The organism is Aphanizomenon flos-aquae FACHB-1287 (assembly GCF_014698755.1).
Taxonomy (GTDB): domain Bacteria; phylum Cyanobacteriota; class Cyanobacteriia; order Cyanobacteriales; family Nostocaceae; genus Dolichospermum; species Dolichospermum flosaquae.
This window is the reverse complement of record NZ_JACJTO010000001.1, coordinates 37895-57462: the sequence shown is the minus strand read 5'-3', so window position 1 is coordinate 57462 and position 19568 is coordinate 37895. Positions and strand designations below refer to the sequence as shown.

General features: G+C 39.2%; 17 protein-coding genes. 8 read left to right on the top strand and 9 right to left on the bottom strand.

Features of this window, described 5'->3' with window-relative positions:
• The first annotated feature begins 155 nt into the window (after window positions 1-155).
• Complete coding sequence (locus H6G44_RS00215; RefSeq protein WP_190385323.1) at window positions 156-914, top strand: response regulator transcription factor; 759 nt, start codon at window positions 156-158, stop codon at window positions 912-914.
• Window positions 915-1160: 246 nt separating this feature from the next.
• Window positions 1161-1937: an endonuclease/exonuclease/phosphatase family protein gene (locus H6G44_RS00210; protein ID WP_190385365.1), complete on the top strand. Its 777-nt coding sequence runs from the start codon at window positions 1161-1163 to the stop codon at window positions 1935-1937.
• 227 nt (window positions 1938-2164) lie between these two features.
• Here H6G44_RS00210 and menB read toward each other — a convergent pair whose 3' ends face one another.
• Entirely contained in the window at window positions 2165-2998 is an 834-nt protein-coding gene (menB, locus tag H6G44_RS00205) for a 1,4-dihydroxy-2-naphthoyl-CoA synthase (protein ID WP_190385324.1), read from the bottom strand.
• A gap of 210 nt (window positions 2999-3208) precedes the next feature.
• On the opposite strand from menB, the gene H6G44_RS00200 reads away from it, so the two are divergent.
• The gene (locus H6G44_RS00200; RefSeq protein ID WP_190385325.1) at window positions 3209-5590 is read left to right on the top strand and encodes a phosphoketolase family protein; all 2382 of its coding nucleotides are present in this window, start codon (window positions 3209-3211) and stop codon (window positions 5588-5590) included.
• Window positions 5591-5776: 186 nt separating this feature from the next.
• Here H6G44_RS00200 and H6G44_RS00195 read toward each other — a convergent pair whose 3' ends face one another.
• Window positions 5777-6937 (bottom strand): AI-2E family transporter, encoded by a 1161-nt coding sequence (locus tag H6G44_RS00195; RefSeq protein ID WP_190385326.1) that lies wholly within the window; start codon window positions 6935-6937, stop codon window positions 5777-5779.
• 91 nt (window positions 6938-7028) lie between these two features.
• On the opposite strand from H6G44_RS00195, the gene H6G44_RS00190 reads away from it, so the two are divergent.
• From H6G44_RS00190 to H6G44_RS00180, 3 genes are all read left to right on the top strand, one after another.
• Window positions 7029-7406, top strand: a complete 378-nt coding sequence (locus tag H6G44_RS00190) for a hypothetical protein (protein ID WP_242031643.1) — start codon at window positions 7029-7031, stop codon at window positions 7404-7406.
• Between the two features lie 158 nt (window positions 7407-7564).
• The gene (locus H6G44_RS00185; RefSeq protein ID WP_190385327.1) at window positions 7565-8998 is read left to right on the top strand and encodes an LCP family protein; all 1434 of its coding nucleotides are present in this window, start codon (window positions 7565-7567) and stop codon (window positions 8996-8998) included.
• Window positions 8999-9673: 675 nt separating this feature from the next.
• Entirely contained in the window at window positions 9674-10663 is a 990-nt protein-coding gene (locus H6G44_RS00180) for a PRC-barrel domain-containing protein (RefSeq protein ID WP_190385328.1), read from the top strand.
• A 70-nt stretch (window positions 10664-10733) separates the two neighbouring features.
• Here the strand turns inward: H6G44_RS00180 and H6G44_RS00175 are convergent, their stop codons facing one another.
• A complete protein-coding gene (locus H6G44_RS00175) occupies window positions 10734-11783 on the bottom strand; it encodes a Rid family detoxifying hydrolase (protein WP_190385329.1) in 1050 nt (349 codons plus the stop codon).
• Between the two features lie 157 nt (window positions 11784-11940).
• Window positions 11941-12372 (bottom strand): NUDIX domain-containing protein, encoded by a 432-nt coding sequence (locus H6G44_RS00170; RefSeq protein ID WP_190385330.1) that lies wholly within the window; start codon window positions 12370-12372, stop codon window positions 11941-11943.
• A gap of 130 nt (window positions 12373-12502) precedes the next feature.
• Between H6G44_RS00170 and malQ the strand changes: the two genes are divergently transcribed.
• On the top strand, window positions 12503-14011 hold the full coding sequence (gene malQ, locus H6G44_RS00165) for a 4-alpha-glucanotransferase (RefSeq protein WP_190385331.1): 1509 nt from the start codon (window positions 12503-12505) through the stop codon (window positions 14009-14011).
• A gap of 94 nt (window positions 14012-14105) precedes the next feature.
• On the opposite strand, the gene H6G44_RS00160 is transcribed toward malQ, so the two are convergent.
• Both H6G44_RS00160 and H6G44_RS00155 read right to left on the bottom strand, forming a co-directional pair.
• Window positions 14106-14882 (bottom strand): helix-turn-helix domain-containing protein, encoded by a 777-nt coding sequence (locus tag H6G44_RS00160; protein ID WP_190385332.1) that lies wholly within the window; start codon window positions 14880-14882, stop codon window positions 14106-14108.
• On the bottom strand, window positions 14879-15670 hold the full coding sequence (locus H6G44_RS00155; protein WP_190385333.1) for a pseudouridine synthase: 792 nt from the start codon (window positions 15668-15670) through the stop codon (window positions 14879-14881). The genes H6G44_RS00160 and H6G44_RS00155 overlap by 4 nt, the downstream gene beginning before the upstream one ends.
• A 142-nt stretch (window positions 15671-15812) precedes the next feature.
• On the opposite strand from H6G44_RS00155, the gene H6G44_RS00150 reads away from it, so the two are divergent.
• Window positions 15813-16529, top strand: coding sequence for an LmeA family phospholipid-binding protein (locus H6G44_RS00150; protein WP_190385334.1), 717 nt, complete (start codon window positions 15813-15815; stop codon window positions 16527-16529).
• A gap of 103 nt (window positions 16530-16632) precedes the next feature.
• Here H6G44_RS00150 and H6G44_RS00145 read toward each other — a convergent pair whose 3' ends face one another.
• The 3 genes from H6G44_RS00145 to alr all read right to left on the bottom strand — a co-directional run bounded on the left by H6G44_RS00145 (window position 16633) and on the right by alr (window position 19484).
• Window positions 16633-17523, bottom strand: coding sequence for a phosphatidate cytidylyltransferase (locus H6G44_RS00145; protein ID WP_190385335.1), 891 nt, complete (start codon window positions 17521-17523; stop codon window positions 16633-16635).
• Between the two features lie 68 nt (window positions 17524-17591).
• Window positions 17592-18194, bottom strand: coding sequence for a precorrin-6Y C5,15-methyltransferase subunit CbiT (gene cbiT / locus H6G44_RS00140; RefSeq protein WP_190385336.1), 603 nt, complete (start codon window positions 18192-18194; stop codon window positions 17592-17594).
• A 102-nt stretch (window positions 18195-18296) separates the two neighbouring features.
• Window positions 18297-19484, bottom strand: a complete 1188-nt coding sequence (gene alr / locus H6G44_RS00135; RefSeq protein ID WP_190385337.1) for an alanine racemase — start codon at window positions 19482-19484, stop codon at window positions 18297-18299.
• Between the last annotated feature and the right edge of the window lie 84 nt (window positions 19485-19568).

The window sequence follows — 19568 nt, the reverse complement described above, 5'->3', positions numbered from 1 at the left end:
AAAATACCAAAATTGTCCATTACTGATACTTCTTTTAAAGAGTTAAGATATCTAAAGTTTGCATAAAATTAATAAAAAATTTGTTATCTGCAAAAACACAACTTCAACAGCATCTATGATCACAGCAAATTACCCAAACAATCACAAATTGCATTATGGATAAGCCTTCCACCACCAAGTCCAAGATTTTAATTGTAGATGACGATGCCAGCGTCCGCAATCTCATCCAGCGGTTTCTAAGTCGGAAATATGAAATAGAATCATTAGCAGATGGTAAAACCAAATATGAAATAGAATCAGCAGCGGATGGTAAAACAGCCCTTGTCTTATTTGACAAATTCAATCCAGCTTTAGTGATTCTTGATTGGAACTTACCAGACGCAAATGGCTATGAACTCTGCCAAGAAATGCAAAACCGTACCAACGTTCTAGTAATGATGCTTACTAGTCGCAATGATGAAATTGATAAAATCAAGGTCATGGCCGCCGGTGCTGATGATTTTTTGACTAAACCATTTAGTTTAGCAGAGGTAGAAGTTAGGGTAGATGCCCTATTAAGACGTGTTCGCTATATCCAGCCCAGTGTCTCACAACGCCTTACTTTTAACCAATTAGCTATTAACTCCGAAGCGCGAGAGGTAACACTGAATAATAAACCTTTGGCCTTAACTGCTTTAGAGTTTAATATCTTATATTTTCTCGCTACCCATCCTGGACAAGCATGGAGTCGTACCCAATTGATTCAAAAGATTTGGGGTTGTGATTATGTGGGAGATGGCCGGGTTGTTGATGTGCATATTGGTCAACTACGGAAAAAAATGGAAGCTGATTCTAGTATGCCGGAGTTTATTAAGACTGTACGGGGTTATGGTTATAAGTTTGATCCATCGGAAAACCCCACAACTACAATTTAAACTCTGAAAAATCAGTAAGTACGCTAAGACAATAAAACTAAACTTTGTAAAGAAACCTAAAATTGCTGAAAATTTCTTTACTTTTGCCTTTTACTTTTAGATATTGAAGCTAAAGCCCGTCAGGGAATCGTGTCTACTCAAGTTTTAGATAACATAAAAATATACAATAGGGTATTCTTACCATATTTCGCATATTCACAGGTCTAGGCCACACTATTAGTCTGAAAAACATCTATGTTGACTGTAATGACCTTTAATCTCCGCTATGATAAACCAGATTTGGGGGTGTATCAGTGGAAAAAGCGTTTGGGAGCAATCGCTTCCTTAGTCCAGCACTACAAACCAGATTTACTGGGTACACAGGAGGGTAAATCTCATCAACTGGCAGATTTACAAGCATTATTACCCGAATATAACATTATTGGGGGCGATCGCACTGGTACAGGAATAAGTGAGCACTGTGCAATTTTTTATAACTTCCAATATCTGAAACTTCAGCAAACACAGGATTTTTACCTTAGTGATACTCCAGAAATTCCTGGTAGTATTACTTGGGGAACTCGTTTACCGCGTATGGCCACTTGGGCTAATTTTGAGCTTATTAATCCTGGTCTGTCTTTAACTATATTAAATACCCATTTGGATCACGAAAATGTTCAATCTAGAGAGTTAAGTGCAGCTTTAATTAGTCAACGTTTAGGTCAATTTCCACTAGAAGACCATTTGCTACTAACAGGAGATTTTAACGCCAATCCTGATACTCCAGAACGGCAGATTTTCCTATCACCTCTAGCCAATGGTAAACAATTAGAAGATCCTTTAGCGACTCTCCCTCTAGAACAACAGAAAACTTTTCACAATTTTACAGGTCAAGCCTGGGATGCTATTGATACTATATATTGCGATCACTCTTTCCGCGTAGAACAAGTTATTATTAATCGTCAACAGTGGGAAGGAGTATGGCCTTCTGACCATTTTCCGGTAATTATGAAATTAACAATACAGCATTTTCCTGAATCATGAAACTCTTGTGGTGCGGGCTTCTTGCCACCTAGATATGAAATTAATAATACAGCATTTTCCTGAATCATGAAACTCTTGTGGTGCGGGCATCTGGCCCGCTAGATATGTAACTCATAACACCGATGCTGTATGACCCCTGAAAACTTTTCAAACACCCTATAATACACATCTGGTTAGTGTTTCTGCCAAAATCAGGACAGGATTTTCAACCGCAATTTTCCATAAATCTAGGGTAACCAGGGAAAATCTCGAAAATTAGGAGGACGCTTTTCTAAAAAGGCCTGTTTTCCCTCTGCACCTTCTTCTGTCATGTAATAGAGAAGAGTAGCATTACCAGCAAGTTCTTGTAAACCAGCTTGTCCGTCGCAGTCAGCGTTAAATGCCGATTTTAGACAACGAATAGCTATGGGACTTTTTTCTAAAACCTCCTGCGCCCATTTTATACCTTCTATTTCCAGTTTTTCTACGGGGACAATGGTATTCACCAACCCCATATCTAAGGCTTCCTGGGCGTTATATTGACGACAGAGAAACCATATTTCTCTAGCCTTTTTTTGACCCACTATCCTAGCTAGATAACTAGCACCAAAACCACCATCAAAACTGCCTACTTTTGGTCCTGTTTGCCCGAAAATGGCATTATCAGCAGCAATAGTTAAATCACAAATTAAGTGTAAAACATGACCACCACCAATAGCATAACCCGCAACTAGGGCAATGACCACTTTAGGCATAGAACGAATGAGACGTTGTAAATCTAAGACATTTAAACGGGGGATACCCGCATCATCTACATAACCTGCTTGCCCGCGCACACTTTGATCACCTCCTGAACAGAAAGCGTATTTACCATCTACATGAGGTCCTGCACCAGTAAATAGAACCACACCAATACTAGTATCTTCCTTAGTATCCCAAAAAGCTTCGTATAATTCAAATACGGTTTTTGGTCGGAAAGCGTTACGCTTCTGGGGACGGTTAATGGTAATTTTGGCCATACCGTCGGTTTTTTCGTAAATAATATCTTCGTAAGTTTTGACGGTTTTCCAGTCAGGCTGCATGGTGATAAGGGGCTATTGTACTTAAAGATTTTATCGCGGATATGGAGACATTTTTCTCACGGATATTTTCAATTTTTTCTGATACTAAGAATTGCGTTTTTACCAGTCTTATTGATTATTTTTCCCCCTATTTAGATGATTATTTGGATAGTATTTCTTGACAATAGTGTTATAATTGATTAGTCTCAACAGCTTACACTGGAGTTGGAAATGACTGTTACCACTATTCCACAGGTAAAACCTTTAACAGACACAGAATTAGAAAAAATCAATGCCTATTGGCGTGCAGCTAATTATCTCTCAGTTGGACAAATATACCTTCTTGATAATCCTTTACTGAGAGAACCCCTTAAACAAGAACACATTAAACCCCGACTATTGGGACATTGGGGAACTACACCAGGGCTAAATTTGATTTATGCCCATTTGAACCGAGTTATAAAAAAATACGACCTCAACGCCATTTATATCGCTGGACCCGGACATGGTGGACCGGGAATTGTGGCTAATACCTACTTGGAAGGAACATATAGCGAATATTACCCCAATATCTCCCAAGACGAGGGGGGAATGCAAAAACTATTTAAGCAATTTTCCTTTCCTGGTGGTATTCCCAGTCACGTCGCACCGGAGACACCCGGTTCTATCCACGAAGGAGGAGAATTAGGTTATGCTTTGGTTCACGCTTATGGAGCGGTATTTGACAATCCTGATTTAATTGTAGCTGCGGTTGTCGGTGACGGAGAAGCGGAAACTGGACCTTTAGCTACTAGTTGGCATTCTAACAAATTTATTAACCCTGTTACTGATGGTGCGGTTTTACCAATTCTGCATTTGAATGGTTATAAAATTGCCAACCCTACAGTATTAGCACGGATACCTCATGCAGAATTAGAAAGTCTATTTATCGGCTATGGTTATAAACCTTACTTTGTCGAAGGTGGAGATCCTGCGGAAGTTCATAAACAAATGGCGGCAGTTTTAGATACAATCATTCCTGAAATTCAGGGTATTCAACGAGAAGCGCGACTACATGGGGTTCAAAAAAGACCGCAATGGCCAATGATTATCTTACGCACTCCTAAAGGTTGGACAGGTCCCAAGGAAGTAGACGGAAAGAAAACAGAAGGTTATTGGCGATCGCACCAAGTCCCTTTTAGTGATATAGCTGGTAAACCGGAACATCTGCAACTATTAGAAGATTGGTTGAAGAGTTACAAACCAGAAGAACTATTTGATACTAATGGTCAACTGATTCCCGAACTCGCAGAATTAGCCCCCAAAGGTCAGCGTCGCATGGGAGACAATCCCCACGCAAATGGCGGAATTTTGCTGCGTGATTTAAAAATGCCTGATTTTACCAACTATGCCGTAGAACTACTTAAACCAGGAACAATAAACGCTGAAGCAACAAAAGTTACTGGTAAGTTTCTCCGCGATATCATGAAACTGAACGACGAAAGCTGCAACTTCCGCGTTTTTGGTCCTGACGAAACCGCCTCAAATCGTCTAGATCCTTTATTTGAAGTGACAAATCGCGCTTGGGATGCGGAAACTCTTCCCGAAGATGACCATTTAGCTCCCGACGGTCGAGTTATGGAAATCCTCAGCGAAACCAATTGTCAAGGGTGGTTAGAAGGGTATTTATTAACAGGTCGTCATGGTTTCTTCTCCTGTTATGAAGCTTTTATTCACATCATTGATTCAATGTTCAACCAACACGCTAAATGGTTGAAAACAACTCGTCATATTACCTGGAGGAGACCAATTGCTTCTTTAAATTATCTTCTCACTTCTCATGTTTGGCGGCAAGATCATAACGGGTTTTCTCACCAAGATCCTGGTTTTATTGATCATGTAATTAATAAAAAATCAGAGATCATTCGCGTTTATCTTCCCCCAGATGCTAACACCTTGCTATCAGTAACCGACCATTGTTTAAAAAGTCGTAATTACGTGAATGTGATTATCGCTGGTAAACAACCAGCCTTGCAATATTTAGACATAGATTCAGCTATTAAACATTGTACTAAAGGGTTAGGAATTTGGGAATGGGCAAGTAATGATCAAAACAGTGAAACTGATGTAGTTATGGCTTGTGCTGGAGATGTTCCGACCTTAGAAACTTTAGCGGCTGTGGATATTTTAAGACAAAATTTCCCAGATTTAAAAGTGCGAGTTGTGAATGTTGTTGATTTAATGACACTACAACCACAAAGCGAACATCCTCATGGTTTAACTAACAAAGACTTTGATACAATTTTCACAACTGATAAACCCATTATCTTTGCATTTCATGGTTATCCTTGGTTAATTCATCGTCTCACCTATCGGCATACAAATCATCAGAATATTCATGTCCGTGGTTATAAAGAAGAGGGAACAACAACCACACCTTTTGATATGGTGGTAATGAATGATTTAGATAGATTTCACTTGGTTATGGATGTCATTGACCGTGTACCAAAATTAGGTTCTCAAGCAGCTTATGTAAAACAAAAATTGCGAGATAAGTTGATTGAACATAAGCAATATATCCAAAAATACGGTGAAGATATGCCAGAAATCCGTGATTGGACTTGGCCATATTAATCGAATAAGTCTGTTTTGAATCCTTTCTTAAACCTCTTCTTCTTTGGGGAGGAGGTTAACAATATTCAAGAACAATTTGTTAATTGTCAAAAATTGTATCCTGTTCCCTGTTCCCTCCCCTGATACTTGAGTATGATGTCTAAATGGGCGCGTTTCCAGTGCCCATAGGTCATAATATAAATTAGTTCATGAAATACCCAAAGAATTATTGTTTTCTATTTCCGAGGATTTTTCTGGTTTTATAGGTATAGCTATCTCCTCAAGAGCAGAGTCTTCTGTATCAAGATTTAGTACCGGGGGACGAATGGCGTTAATGATGCTTTTAATAACAACAGCACAGGGGACAGCCACAATTACCCCTAAAAGTCCGCCAACTCTTGCTCCAGTTAAGACAGAAATTAAAATCCAAACCGGGTTTAAACCCGTAAAACTACCTAAAATTCGGGGTGCAATTATATTTTCGAGGATTTGCTGGACAATTAAAGCCGCTATTAATACTCTCACACCCATAGAAACATCTTGGAGCGAAACTAGAGAAGTTATTAGAGCAATACCGACAGAACCGCCAAAGGGAATAAGTGCCATAATTCCAATTGTTAACCCAAATAATAGACCAAAAGGAACTTTTAGCCATAAAAAGGTAGGAATTAGAGCAGAAGCCATGCAGGTTGATAAAATTAGTTGGGTAATAAAAAAATTCTGAAAGCTTAAACGGACTGTTTTGGAAAAAGGAGCGCGAAATTTAGGAGGTAGCCATTCTACTAAACTTTGCCAAAGTTCACCGCCATGCTGTAATAAATAAAAGGTCAATACCATTGTCAGCAGAAAATCTAGTATACTAGTGACAGTGATAACGGCTAGATTTAGCGCCTGCCCAGCTATAGACTGTAATTGACCCTTAACGCGGTCATTGATTTGTGAGGCTAAAGCATCTAAGTTGATTGGTAAACCCACCCCTTCTGCTTTTTCGTTGAGGATCATTAATTGAGAACGTCCTGAATCAATTAAGTCTGGTAAACGTGCCACCAGTTGTTGAGCTTGAGTTAGGGCAAGGGGAAACAGAGTGACACCTAAAGCTAATAAAATGGATAATGCCAACAAAAATACGAGGATAGCTACTTGTTCTCTTTTTGCTCCGTGATTTTCCATCCAACTCACGGGATAGCTAAGTAGAAACGCTAAGACAGAAGCTCCGACTAAAATAACTATCAGGGAGTGAAAATAATTGAAAATTGCCGCCACGGCCCAACCATTAAGAACTAATAGGGGCGCGAGTAAGGCGAGCGCTAAATATCTAGCTAGGGGTGTTAGTGCTTGCCACCAATTGAGTAGCTTACGTGTCTGCATTTTTAGATAATTACACTATAGAACTAAGGTGATTTCTTCTGCACAGAATATTGTCTCTAAGTTAATAACGGTTATTTACCATCTCTAGTTTATGATCACATCAACCACTATGGACAACTTGTCACCGAAAGATACAGATATCTTGAAAACACAGCTAATTTTATATTTGGTTCCCATTCTAGGCTTTTTTCCATCGTTGTGGACTATTTACCAGGGTCAGGGTAGTCGGGAACAACTGGCTGTCAGTCGTTTGTCTATTACCTTGGCTTTGATTTGGATATTAGGTTATTTATTATTAACTACTGGAGCAGCAACGGATTTTTTCACTCTGCGCTTGTTAATTCTTAATAGTTTTCTGACTTCTGGGTACTTTTTAGTAAGTGTTTGGTTAATTTTCCGGGTCATTCAAGGTAAATCTTGCCGTTTAGCTGGATTTAGCAACTTAGCAACAAGAATATGGCCTAGGTAGGGCTTTTACCCCTTAGTCCTAGTTTGTCAATTCTTTTGTATATTTGGAAGTTCCTAATAGTAAGTTTAATGAGGAGTTGGCTAATATAGTCGGATTTGTTTTAGATGTATTGAGTGCATAAATTTAGTTTATTAAAAATTCTAGGTGAGAGGAAGTCTGTGACTAGTCAAAAAACATCAGCAGCACAACAAAAAGCAGCAAAAGCTAAATATAATGGTCAAAGGAAAAATTCTCCCTTGCCAAAATCGGGACGGTGGCTATGGTTTGCAGTGGGAATGGGAGGAATTGCCATAGTATCAGGGCTGGCCGGAGCATTATTGGCTGTTTCTTGGGAAAGTACACCTTTGCAACAAGCTCAACTTAGTCCCCAGGAAGAGGCGGTATTTGATGGCGATCGCATTTCTGGAAATGGGTTACAATTTTCTCAGTTAACTCGTCCTGTGAATATTTTACTCATGGGAATGAGTGTATTGCCTCCAGACGTGCAAAACCCACCCCTCGAAAGCAAAAATCTCCGATACCAACCGCAAATTAATTCCTTTGACGGTCTTTCTGATGTCATGCTGTTAATCAAATTTGATCCAGAGACAAAAAAAGTAGCCATGCTTTCTGTTCCTAGAGATACCCGTACAGAAATTGAAGGCCATGGACTGAAAAAAATTAATGCTGCTAACATGGAGGGAGGTCCAGCTTTAACAGCGAAAACCGTTAGTAATCTTTTAGGTGGAGTAGGAATTGATCGCTACATCCGTATTAATGTCTTAGGTGTGAGTAAGCTAATTGAAGCTTTGGGCGGAGTAAATGTCTATGTCCCCAAAGATATGAAATATCGGGACGATTCCCAACATTTATACATTAATTTAAAAGCAGGTCAACAACATCTCAACGGTGAACAAGCGTTACAATTACTCCGTTATCGTCATGATGAATTGGGAGATATTGGTCGGATTCAACGTCAGCAAATGGTGTTACGGGCTTTAATTGAACAGTCTTTAAACCCGACAACTATTACTAGATTACCAGAGATTCTGAATGTTGTCAAAGAAAATATTGATACAAACTTATCCGTTGAAGAACTAATAGCCCTGATTGGTTTTGGGTCAAAAATCAATCGCTCTAATATGCAAATGTTAATGTTACCTGGACGCTTTAGCGAAAATCATGAATTTGATGCCAGTTATTGGGTTCCAGATCGACGGAATGTTGCTAAACTAATGAAGCAGTATTTTGGTTTAGAGGGGAACACGATAGAAACATCATTTAGTGAACCTAGTCGTGTGCGTATAGCTATTCAGGATACCACAGGAGGCGATCGCAATAATCGTTCTCAGTTACGCCCCCTAATTAAAACATTAGAAAAATCTGGATATACCAATATTTTCGTTTCTAAGCCCTGGGGAGAACCTTTAAATACAACTCACATTTTAGCACAACAAGGAGACGGAGATAGCGCGGAATCAATTCGTAGTTTATTGGGATTTGGGGAAGTGCGGGTAGAAAGCACGGGTAATATTAGTTCAGACATTACCATTCAGGTGGGTAAGGATTGGCTGCAAAATCAGGACATTTTCCAAAACCCTAGTAATCCCTAGAGGTTTAGATTCCGCGCTCTATGCTCTGAATTATAGCGCGGCGGAGAAAAAATGCCAATTTAAGGCTTTATGTCCATAATCTACGGGAAAATGATCGTTTCCCAAACTCTGTTCCCTAAAACTAAAAAACTTTGTACCTCACAATCATGGGAAATGCTATAACAATTTTAAATATTTGTTTAAGTTAGTTGGGGTTCAAAACTGTCGTTATGGAACTAGACAAAAGTGAAGAAGTTTTCAGAGATTTTACATTTTTTTACACAATTTGGTTTTATTGTGCTTCTTTCCTGCAAATACACTGAAATGATGGGTTAATTTGCCCCCATTGATCTAAAAACCCACCATGAAGTCTAATGGGTATATTAGCAGTATAGACCCAATTTATCAACATTATAACACCATAAGTCACTAAAAGGCAACTGATAATGATTTTTTTAACCCACTTGTTTTGTAGTTCTTTGATAGTACAATATTGAAAGCAGTTTTAATCACCTGTGTTGATTATATCTCAACACGCTTTGTGACTGAGCTTTACACTTACCGGACATTTCCGTAAGAAGATTACCAGTAATCAATAGAAAATGACAACTGACAAATTTCTGTTAAAAATAGTTTATAGATAAACCGGATTTGAGATTGCCTACGGCACGTTAAGCGAACAGGACGACCTATAGAATGACCTCAGAACAAGTAATTAGACGTTCCGATATATTAAACACTCAGGTAATCACCCGCGACAATGGTAAGCGGTTAGGTATCGTGAGTCAAGTCTGGGTTGATATTGATCAAAGAGAGGTTGTAGCGCTTAGTTTGCGAGACAGCCTAATCTCTATATCTAGTCTGCCTCGGAATATGTATCTTAACACCATCAACCAAATCGGTGATGTTATCTTAGTTGATAACGAAGATGTAATCGAAGATGTAGAAATAGAGATTCTCAGTAACCTCATAAACTGGGAAGTGATTACAGAAACGGGTGAAGTCTTGGGTAAGGTGAGAGGCTTTAAATTTAATGGTGAAACGGGTAAAATATACTCTATTGTCATTGCTTCTTTGGGATTACCACAAATTCCTGAACAGTTTTTAAGTACCTACGAATTGTCCATAGATGAAGTTGTCAGCACTGGACCTAGTCGCTTGATTGTATTTGAAGGTGCTGAAGAAAGAGTAAATCAGTTAACGGTGGGTGTTTTAGAACGTTTGGGTATTGGTAAAGCTCCCTGGGAAAGAGACGCAGAAGAAGAATTTGGCTATACTCCCCCCCGGACAGTTGCACCCAGCAATCAATTACCTAGCGGTCTTCCTCTTGAACCACCCCGGCCAAAAGTCCGCATTCCTGAACCCATAGCCCAAGAGGAAGAATGGACTGAAGATTATATAGAAGAAGCAAGACCTCAACGCCAGGTCATGAAAGCCCGTTCCTATGAGTCAATTCAGTATGAAGAAGATGAAGAAGATAACTGGAGTGATGCAACGGTAAGAGATAGTTATCAGGAAGCTCCAAAATATGAAGCGAAACCTGTTAAAAAGACTTATGCCGATCAGTATGATGACTATGACGATGATCTAGAAACTGATGCTTGGGATGATGCGCCAAAGCCTGTAAATATTCCCAAAAAAGTCAAGGAACGACAGGTGGAATACGAGGAAGAAGGCGGATATTAAGTTTTGTAAACCCCCTCTTACTTCTGGTAAAGGGGGTATTTTTTTTACCAGCGGTGGGTATTGTAGTTCATTAACCAGTAATTACTGCAATGCAGTCAATTTCTACTAGTACATTTTTAGGTAAACGGGACACTTCAACACAAGCACGCGCTGGGGCTGTATCTTCGGAAAAATATTTTGCATAAACCGCATTAACAGCGGCAAAATCATTCATATCAGCTAAAAATACCCCAGTTTTGACCACATCTGCAAATGTAGCCCCTGCTTCTGTTAATATAGCTTCAATATTTTTCATTACTTGTTCAGTTTGCTTAACAACATCCTCTGTATAAACAACATCACCTAAACGAGGATCTATAGCAATTTGTCCAGCTACAAATAACATTTGTCCAGAAGCGAGAATTGCTTGATTATATGGTCCCACAGGAGCAGGTGCTTTATCAGTACGGATTACTTTACGAGTCATAATATATATCTCTTTTGGCTCTTTTGTGAATGGTGTTTCTGGTTTACCGAGTTCTAAATCTGTAGATGTTTGGTAAACTTCTCCATCTGGCATTATCGCACCTGTGAGGTCAGCATTTTTAAAGGTTGCACCATAAATATTTGCGCCGGTTAAATCGGCTCTTTTCAGATTTGCACCAGTGAAGTTTGCTTTCATTAAATTTGCATTTTGTAAATCTGCTCTTTCTAAATTTGCCCCTTTCAAACAAGCTTTTTGGAGATTTGCACTTTGTAGATTGGCTTTGCTCAAGTTAGCATTATCCAAGTGAGCATTACTGAAATTTGTACTTTTTAGATTTGCTTTGCTTAAGTTAGCATTATCCAAATTAGCATTGCTCAAATTGGCATTCTCTAGGTTAGCTTTCTCCAAATTAGCACCACTCAAATCTGCCCAGGTCAAATTTAAACCAAAACCATTCAGTTCACTTAAATTAGCGTTTATTAAAGAGGCCCTAGTGAGATTTGTCTGGTAAAGGTTTGCTTTACTCAGATTAGCATTATCTAAGTCTGACCCAGTTAAATTTGAACGCGTTAGGTCAAATCCACTCAAATCTTCACCTGTAAAGTCTACCCCGCTCAGATTCTTAGAACTAAAATTCCGTTCTTCAGCGTCCATAATGCACCATTGAATACTATTATAAAAGTATAAAATAAAGAAGTAACAGGACCACAGAGTTGAACGCCTTGAATTTAGCAATGCTGAATCCCTGATATTTCTGCTTTCTCTGTTATTCACTTCTTTTCTATTCTTTGCTGCTATCCCTTAGTAACGCTTACCCCAATCTGGGACGTATCCCATAATTTCTATATTGCCAATAATCCCGTAAAATCCGGTCATGATCAAAACACAAATTACCAGGAACACACCAAGATGAGAAAATATCTACACTCTTAGCATCATCACCCGCTAAGGGTTGACCCGTAGCAGTTGCTAAAAATACAATACTAATTGTATGCTGACGAGGATCACGACCGGGATCAGAATATACTAATAACTGTTCTATTAACTCCACTTTTAACCCTATTTCTTCCTCTGCTTCCCTAATTGCGGCCTTTTCTACCGATTCGCCATAATCAACAAAACCGCCGGGTAAAGCCCAACCTAAAGGTTCATTATGTCTTTCAATCAGGATAATCGGGCGATGAGGTCTATCAATTAATTCGATAATAATATCAACCGTGGGCGCAGGGTTTCTGTAAGTCATACTTGTTAATTATTCCGTTGATTAATCTTCTCATTTCTTCACGAATCAAAATAGTCAAAACTGATTATGTCATGTATGCCATGATATAAATTTAGCACTCTGCTGATAAACAATATATTGTCGGTAAATTATGCCTTTTCCTAGATCAAGTGGTATTTTACTTCATCCCAGTTCTTTTCCCAGTCGTTTTGGTATTGGGGATTTGGGTTTAGAAGCTTATCGGTTTATTGATTTTCTCAAAAATAGTGGCCAGCAATATTGGCAAGTTTTACCTCTAGGTCCAACTGGTTACGGTAATTCTCCCTATATGTGCTACTCCGCAATGGCGGGAAATTACTTTTTGATTAGTCCAGAGAAATTGTTAGAGGAAGGTTTTTTAATTACATCAGATTTGGCTGATTTACCAGATTTTCCCCAAGATAAGGTAGATTTTAACGAAGTTATCCCCATAAAGGTCAATTTACTCATTAAAGCTTGTGAGGATTTTAAAACTAAAGCAAATTCAACTCAAAAACAAGCTTTTTCTAAATTTTGTGCTGATAAAGGTTATTGGTTAGATAATTACGCGCTATTTATGGCAATTAAAGATGCCCAAAATGGTGAAGGCTGGCATAATTGGCAGCCAGAATTATCAAAGCGCGAACCAGCAGCTTTAGCTGAGATAGAAAAAGAGTTGGAAGAGGAGATTTTTTATTACAAATTTGTTCAGTATGAGTTTTTCCGTCAATGGTCAGAACTGAAAAATTATGCTAATAAAAATGGCATAGAAATTATTGGTGACATCCCCATTTATGTAGCCCATGATAGCGCCGATGTCTGGGCTAATCCTGAGATATTTGCTTTAGACGAGGAAACAGGAGCAGCAGCTTTAATGGCCGGAGTTCCTCCAGATTACTTTAGCGCCACCGGTCAACTATGGGGAAATCCGGTTTATAATTGGGAAGAATTGCAAAAACAAGATTTTAACTGGTGGATATTACGCTTTGAGGCGATGCTGGATTATGTAGATATAATTCGCATTGATCATTTCCGGGGGTTTGAGGCTTATTGGGCTGTTCCCCAGGGAGAAACAACTGCTATGAATGGCGAATGGATTGAAGCCCCTGGAGTGGCTTTATTTGAGGCAATTAGAAAGCGTTTAGGCAAATTACCCGTTTTGGCGGAAGATTTGGGGATTATTACCCCAGAAGTGGAAGCACTGCGAGATCAGTTTGAATTTCCAGGAATGAAGGTATTACAGTTTGCTTTTGGTTCTGATCCCGGAAATCCGTTTTTACCCTTTAACTACAATCGTAATGCTGTAGTTTATACAGGTACTCACGACAATGATACAACTTTAGGCTGGTTTAATGCTGCGAATGATTACGAAAAGCAAAATTTATTGTTGTATTTGGGTTGTATGAGTCCTGATGGTATACACTGGGATTTAATTAGGTTAGCTTTAAGCTCTATTGCCAATCAAGCGATTATACCTTTACAGGATTTATTAGGTCTGGGAACTGATGCACGGATGAATTTTCCGAGCACAGCGGACGGAAACTGGGAATGGCGTTACCAAGCAGCTATGTTAACGGCAGAATTAAGCGATCGCTTAAAAGCTCTCACTGTGCTTTACGGACGCGCCCATAGAGGAGAATAGGAAATAGGGGACAGGTAATGGGCAATAGGGAACAGAAAAGAAAAATATTCTTCCCCCTGACTCCTAACTCCTGACTCCTGACTCCTGATTTCTTCTATAAGTTTGGTTGGGCCGCAATCTTGATTTCTTGAGGTTTCCCAAGTTCCCCCATTTCCTTGGCTGCTTCCTGATTCACGCTCACCAACACACCACCAGCATTATTAGTTTTTACTGTCAGTTGATCAGTGGCATTCCAAGTGCGACTAGAACCCTGTGGTAAAACTCCCTCAAAGGCAATTTTGCCATCCGTAACCACACTAATCCATGATGAGGCCTTTAAGGTGACACCAATTTGTACGGATTGATTCTCTTTCTTGCTAACAAGTCTATTATTAGCTATTTCTTGCTTTGATGATTTAGTGACTGATTTCGGTTCAACTTGGCGATTATTTGCCTGTAATGAGCCATTATTCAATAATTGGGATAAACCGTTAACAGAGCAAAAAATCAGCCCAATGTAAAGCAAGTAAAGATGAACAGGACGTAATTGAGGAATAGCCTGGCCTTTCCAGGGAGATTGAACACCCACTGATTGAGAACCAATGGGGAAATGACTGGCAAATTCCACTCCCCGAACCCCTAAAGCGTATGCAAACTGTTTAATTAATCCTTGTGTATAAATTGGCTCTGGTAAATCATTTAAATTGCCTTCTTCAATAGCTTGTAAAAGTCGTCGAGGAATTCTGGTGAACACGACTAAATCATCTAGAGTCAGTCCCTGTTCTTGTCGTAGGGAAGCTAGTTGAGAGCCAAGTTGCTCTAACTTTTCGGCTTGATGTTCCTTGATAGAAGGTTTGATTAGCTGTTCACCCTTCTTTCTGAACCATTTCATGTGTTTATTTTACTCCTTAACTTGGCTTTATCTTCAGGCACGCGAATTATCTGCTTACTTAAAAAACTAATTTCATCCCCACTCAGATGACGATATTTACCTGAGGCCAAGAATGCTGTTATTGATGTTTTTAATTGAATTGAACCAATAGCGGTGCGATGTAGCTTAATGACTGGATATCCCAACTGTTCGGCTATACGACGAATTTGACGGTTTCTTCCTTCCTGTAAAACTATCTCTAAACAGCTTTGATCAATATAATTTTCCATCAACCGCACTTGAGCCGGTCTTGTGATTTTTCCTTCCAAAACTATACCCTGACTCCAATTTTTGAGAGTTTTTGCCGGGGGATGTCCTTGAACGACAACACGGTAGGTCTTGGAAATACTATGACTGGGATGGGTAAGTCCATAGGTCAATTCCCCGTCATTGGTTAAAATCAATGCCCCTGTCGAGTCTACATCTAAACGTCCAACCGGGTGAATACCCCATCCTGTTCTTAATGTTGACGGTAGCAGATCCAAAACCGTTGGTCTTCCTTGGGGATCATAACAAGTAGAGACCACTCCTGCTGGTTTGTGCAGTAATAAATATATTTTGGATGGACGCTGTTCCGCTAACACAGTTTTACCATCAATAGAGATTTTATCTTGGTAGGGATCGACTTTTTGCCCTAAATGTGCTACTCCCCCATTCACACATACTCGTGATTGCCTAATCATTTCTTCAGCTTCACGGCGTGAGGCGATACCCCATTGAGCTAGAATTTTTTGTAACCTTGCCTCCATATCTAAATTGTTAATTTCTTACTGAATATTTTTATACTGCTAATATTTGCACTTTGTTGTTAACAAACTTCCATGTTAGAGTTAAGGATTGTTTAAGATACTCAGCTTTTGAGTATGATTACATTTATAGAACGGTCGAAAAATGACAGAACCAAGTTCCCCAAATACAACTAACACTAAAGTCAGGATTATTACAAAAGTTCTTACATCAGCGATTAAGCTTTGGTTAAGAAGCCAATTAAATCAAGTATCTCATTTACAGGTACAGATAGAAGCGAGCGATGGCCAACTGCTTTCGGGCTGCATTCCTGGGGTACTTATTGCCGCTAGTAATGCAGTGTATCAAGGTATTTATATTACACAGATCGAACTTCAGGCAGAAAAGATCCAATTGAATGTGGCATCAATATTAAAAGGCCAACCGCTGCAATTATCAGCAATAGTGCCCGTGGTTGGTAAGCTGATCATGACTGAACCAGATCTAAGTAAATCCCTCTCATCTCCATTATTATTGACGGCTATAAATGATGTACTGATTACAGTATTAGCAGAATATAGCCTAAATTCCAAGTCTATTACTTGGCGAAAAATCACCCTTGAAAATCAGGGATTGATCCTGCATGGTAACCCAAGTTCTGATCCTGACGGGTCATTTTTCCATATTTATTTAGGCTTAGAACTACTCAACGGACAAGAACTGCAATTAACACAGATTCAGGTCTTTACAGATCAACAGGTACTAAATCTTTTAGGGACCTCTCCTTATATTATAAATCTGGGAACGGATGTTGATATCGAAAAAATTGCCCTGAGTCCAAAACAACTAACTTGTTATGGACGTATCAATGTTAACCCATAATCATTAAAAAATCAAACTCCAATACTGGCTAAACTTACTAGAAATTATCTAACGATTGTGACTGACATGGACAAGTGAAAATTATATCTTATCTCCGATGCTATTACAGAGTTTTTTGTAATAAAGGTAAAAGTAAGGTAATGAAATAATACACCAAAGGAGCAGTAAAAATATAGCTATCGGTGCGGTCTAAAATCCCCCCATGACCGGGGATCAATTGTCCTGAATCTTTGACACCAGCATCACGTTTGAGCAAAGATTCCGTTAAGTCACCTAACAAACTAGCAATACCAATAATTAGACCCAATGTGATACCAGTTATTAACCAGTGGGGAAAATGGAGAAAGTGAGATCCTGTTGTAGCAACAGCGACACTGGCAACAATACCGAAAACTGCACCTTCTACGGTTTTTCTGGGACTAATATCTGATAACCGAGTTTTACCGAAGAATTTACCAAAGGTATAAGAGCCAATATCTGCTGCCCAAATACATAAAAAAGTGAGGATAGTGGTGATTAAACCTGTTGATAAGTTACTAAAATTGCCTTGTGTAATGTCATACCAATTAGATGGCCAATAACCATTTAAAGGAAGATTGCTGGTAAGATCATGATCAATTCCCCGTAACCTTACCCAGTAACTTGGTAAGTAACCGACATAAAACAAACCCATAATAGAAGCAGAAATATCGGCAATGGTGGCTAGTTTGGGTTGAAAAAGTAGGTAAAAACAAATAAGCGTTCCTGCTATGGGCATAATTGCATCCGCTAAACTAGGATCGAGAGTGCAAATTGCCAATAAAACTTGACTGACAAACATAGTAGTTTTGATCGCTGGTGTGATTCCGCGAGAACGCACTAAGTTAAAATATTCTTGTTGACCTAAAAATACGACAATAGCGATCGCTATGGTGAAATACCACCCTCCTAATAGAGTTGAAGATAACGCCATAACAATCGCAATAATTCCACTAACAATTCGGGACCAGGGCATAATCAATAGGATTTTGGATTTTGGATTTTGGATTTTGGGTATAACTCAAAACCAAAAATCTAAGGAATTTAATCTAGTTTCTCACCACTAAGAATGAAAATGGGATCTGCTGCTACGAAGGTTTGAGAATAGCCTCGTGTTTCTAAGCGATTAACCGCTGATTGGACAACTTCAATATTTCTAGCTCTTAACTGAGAAAAGCTTTGAGAAATAGTATATAGACTTTCTAGATTAGCAGCAGTAGCGACTACTCTGCCAGATATTGGTAAATATTGCCATGCAGCTTGGAATATTTCCTGTATATCCCTACCTCCCTCAATACATATACGGTTAGGTAGTGACTTAATTTGATCTAAACATTCTGGGGCACTACCTTCAACTACTTGGACGTTTTTAACTGCAAAGCGATCGCAATTACGTCTAATTAGATTAGCAACATCCTCATCTCTTTCAATAGCAATCACCCGCGCTTGGGGACACAATAAGCTGACCTCTATAGGAATTGTACCTGTTCCTGCGCCAATATCCCACAAGATCGAATCTGCTTGTAGCCGCAGTTGGGAAATTAACAGCAATCTTAATTCTCTCTGACTGAAGGGAATTCCTGGTAAATGCTCAAATAATTCGTCAGGAATCCCAGGAGTAATATAAGGCCAAAGTGGGGAGGGCATAAGCAATTAAAAATTAAAATTAACAATTAAAACAATCAAATAGGTTGACGTTGAAAATTCATCTATGGGGTACTGGTGATTTTGTCCCAAGTACCTAACCTTCTAGATAACAGCCACTCGGGGTAAACGATGTTTAAAACCGCAGAGAATTTCCCAAGAAATGGTCTTGAGGAGATTTGCCCAATCATCAACGGAGATTTGTTCTTGTCCCTGTTCTCCCAGTAAAGTCACTATTTCCCCCTCTTGTAAATCAGGTATAGAATCTACATTTAACATGATTTGGTCCATTGTAATTGCGCCAATTTGTGATACACGCTGTCCCCGAATTAATACTTGCATTTGATTAGAAAGATGACGGGGCACGCCGTCTGCATAACCAATTCCCACCACAGCTAGACGCATTTCCTCAGAAGCAGTATAATTATGCCCATAGCTAACTCCAGTTCCTGCTGCTATGATTTTAACTTGAGTAACTCTGGCTTTGAGTTGTAAAACTGGTTGCAATTTGATTTGATTTTGTAAATGAGTAGCAGGATAAACCCCATAAATTGCTAAACCCACCCGTACCATATCATAGTGTAATCTTGAATCTGTAAGGGTCGCCGCTGAGTTGGCTAAATGTAAACTGGGAATTTTGATACCTTTAGCTTTAATTTGTACAATTGCTTCCTCAAATCTTTTATGTTGTTCTGACATCACTGTGACATCAGCGCTATCTGCTGTTGCTAGATGAGAATAAATACTGATAATATCTAAATGAGGTAATCCTTGTACTAACTGTACAAAATCTGCTGCTTCTTGCCAATTAGTACCTAATCTAGACATTCCCGTATCTAGTTTAATGTGCACAGGTAAGGATGAATGATTATTAATATTTTCTAAGGTATTAGAAAATTCTAAAGCCTGTTTAGGACTACATAGTGTAGGCTGAAGCTGCCAATTAGCACTAGCCTGAATTTGCTCTGGGGTGTTGATTGCCCCTAAAATTAGAATTGGGGCTTTAATGCCTTCTTCTCGCAATTGAATACCTTCGGGAACAGTGGCCACACCTAACCAACTAGCGCCCGCCTCTAAGGCAGTTTTAGCCACTGTCACCGCTCCGTGTCCATAAGCATCTGCTTTGACAACTGCCATTAATTGAGTACGTGGTGACAAAAACTTTACCAACTGCTGGACATTATGAGACAATGCCCCTAAATCAATTTCGACCCAAGCCCGCTGAGAAAACCAGGCGTAAGTATCACCTTCTTGATTATCTGCAAAAATTGGAACTCGCTTGCGACTTAACATTGCACTTCACTCCTATCACACCACTGAAAGGCTTCCCTCATTCCCTAGAAGCCATATCACTTTGATTGTAGAAAAGATTCTATC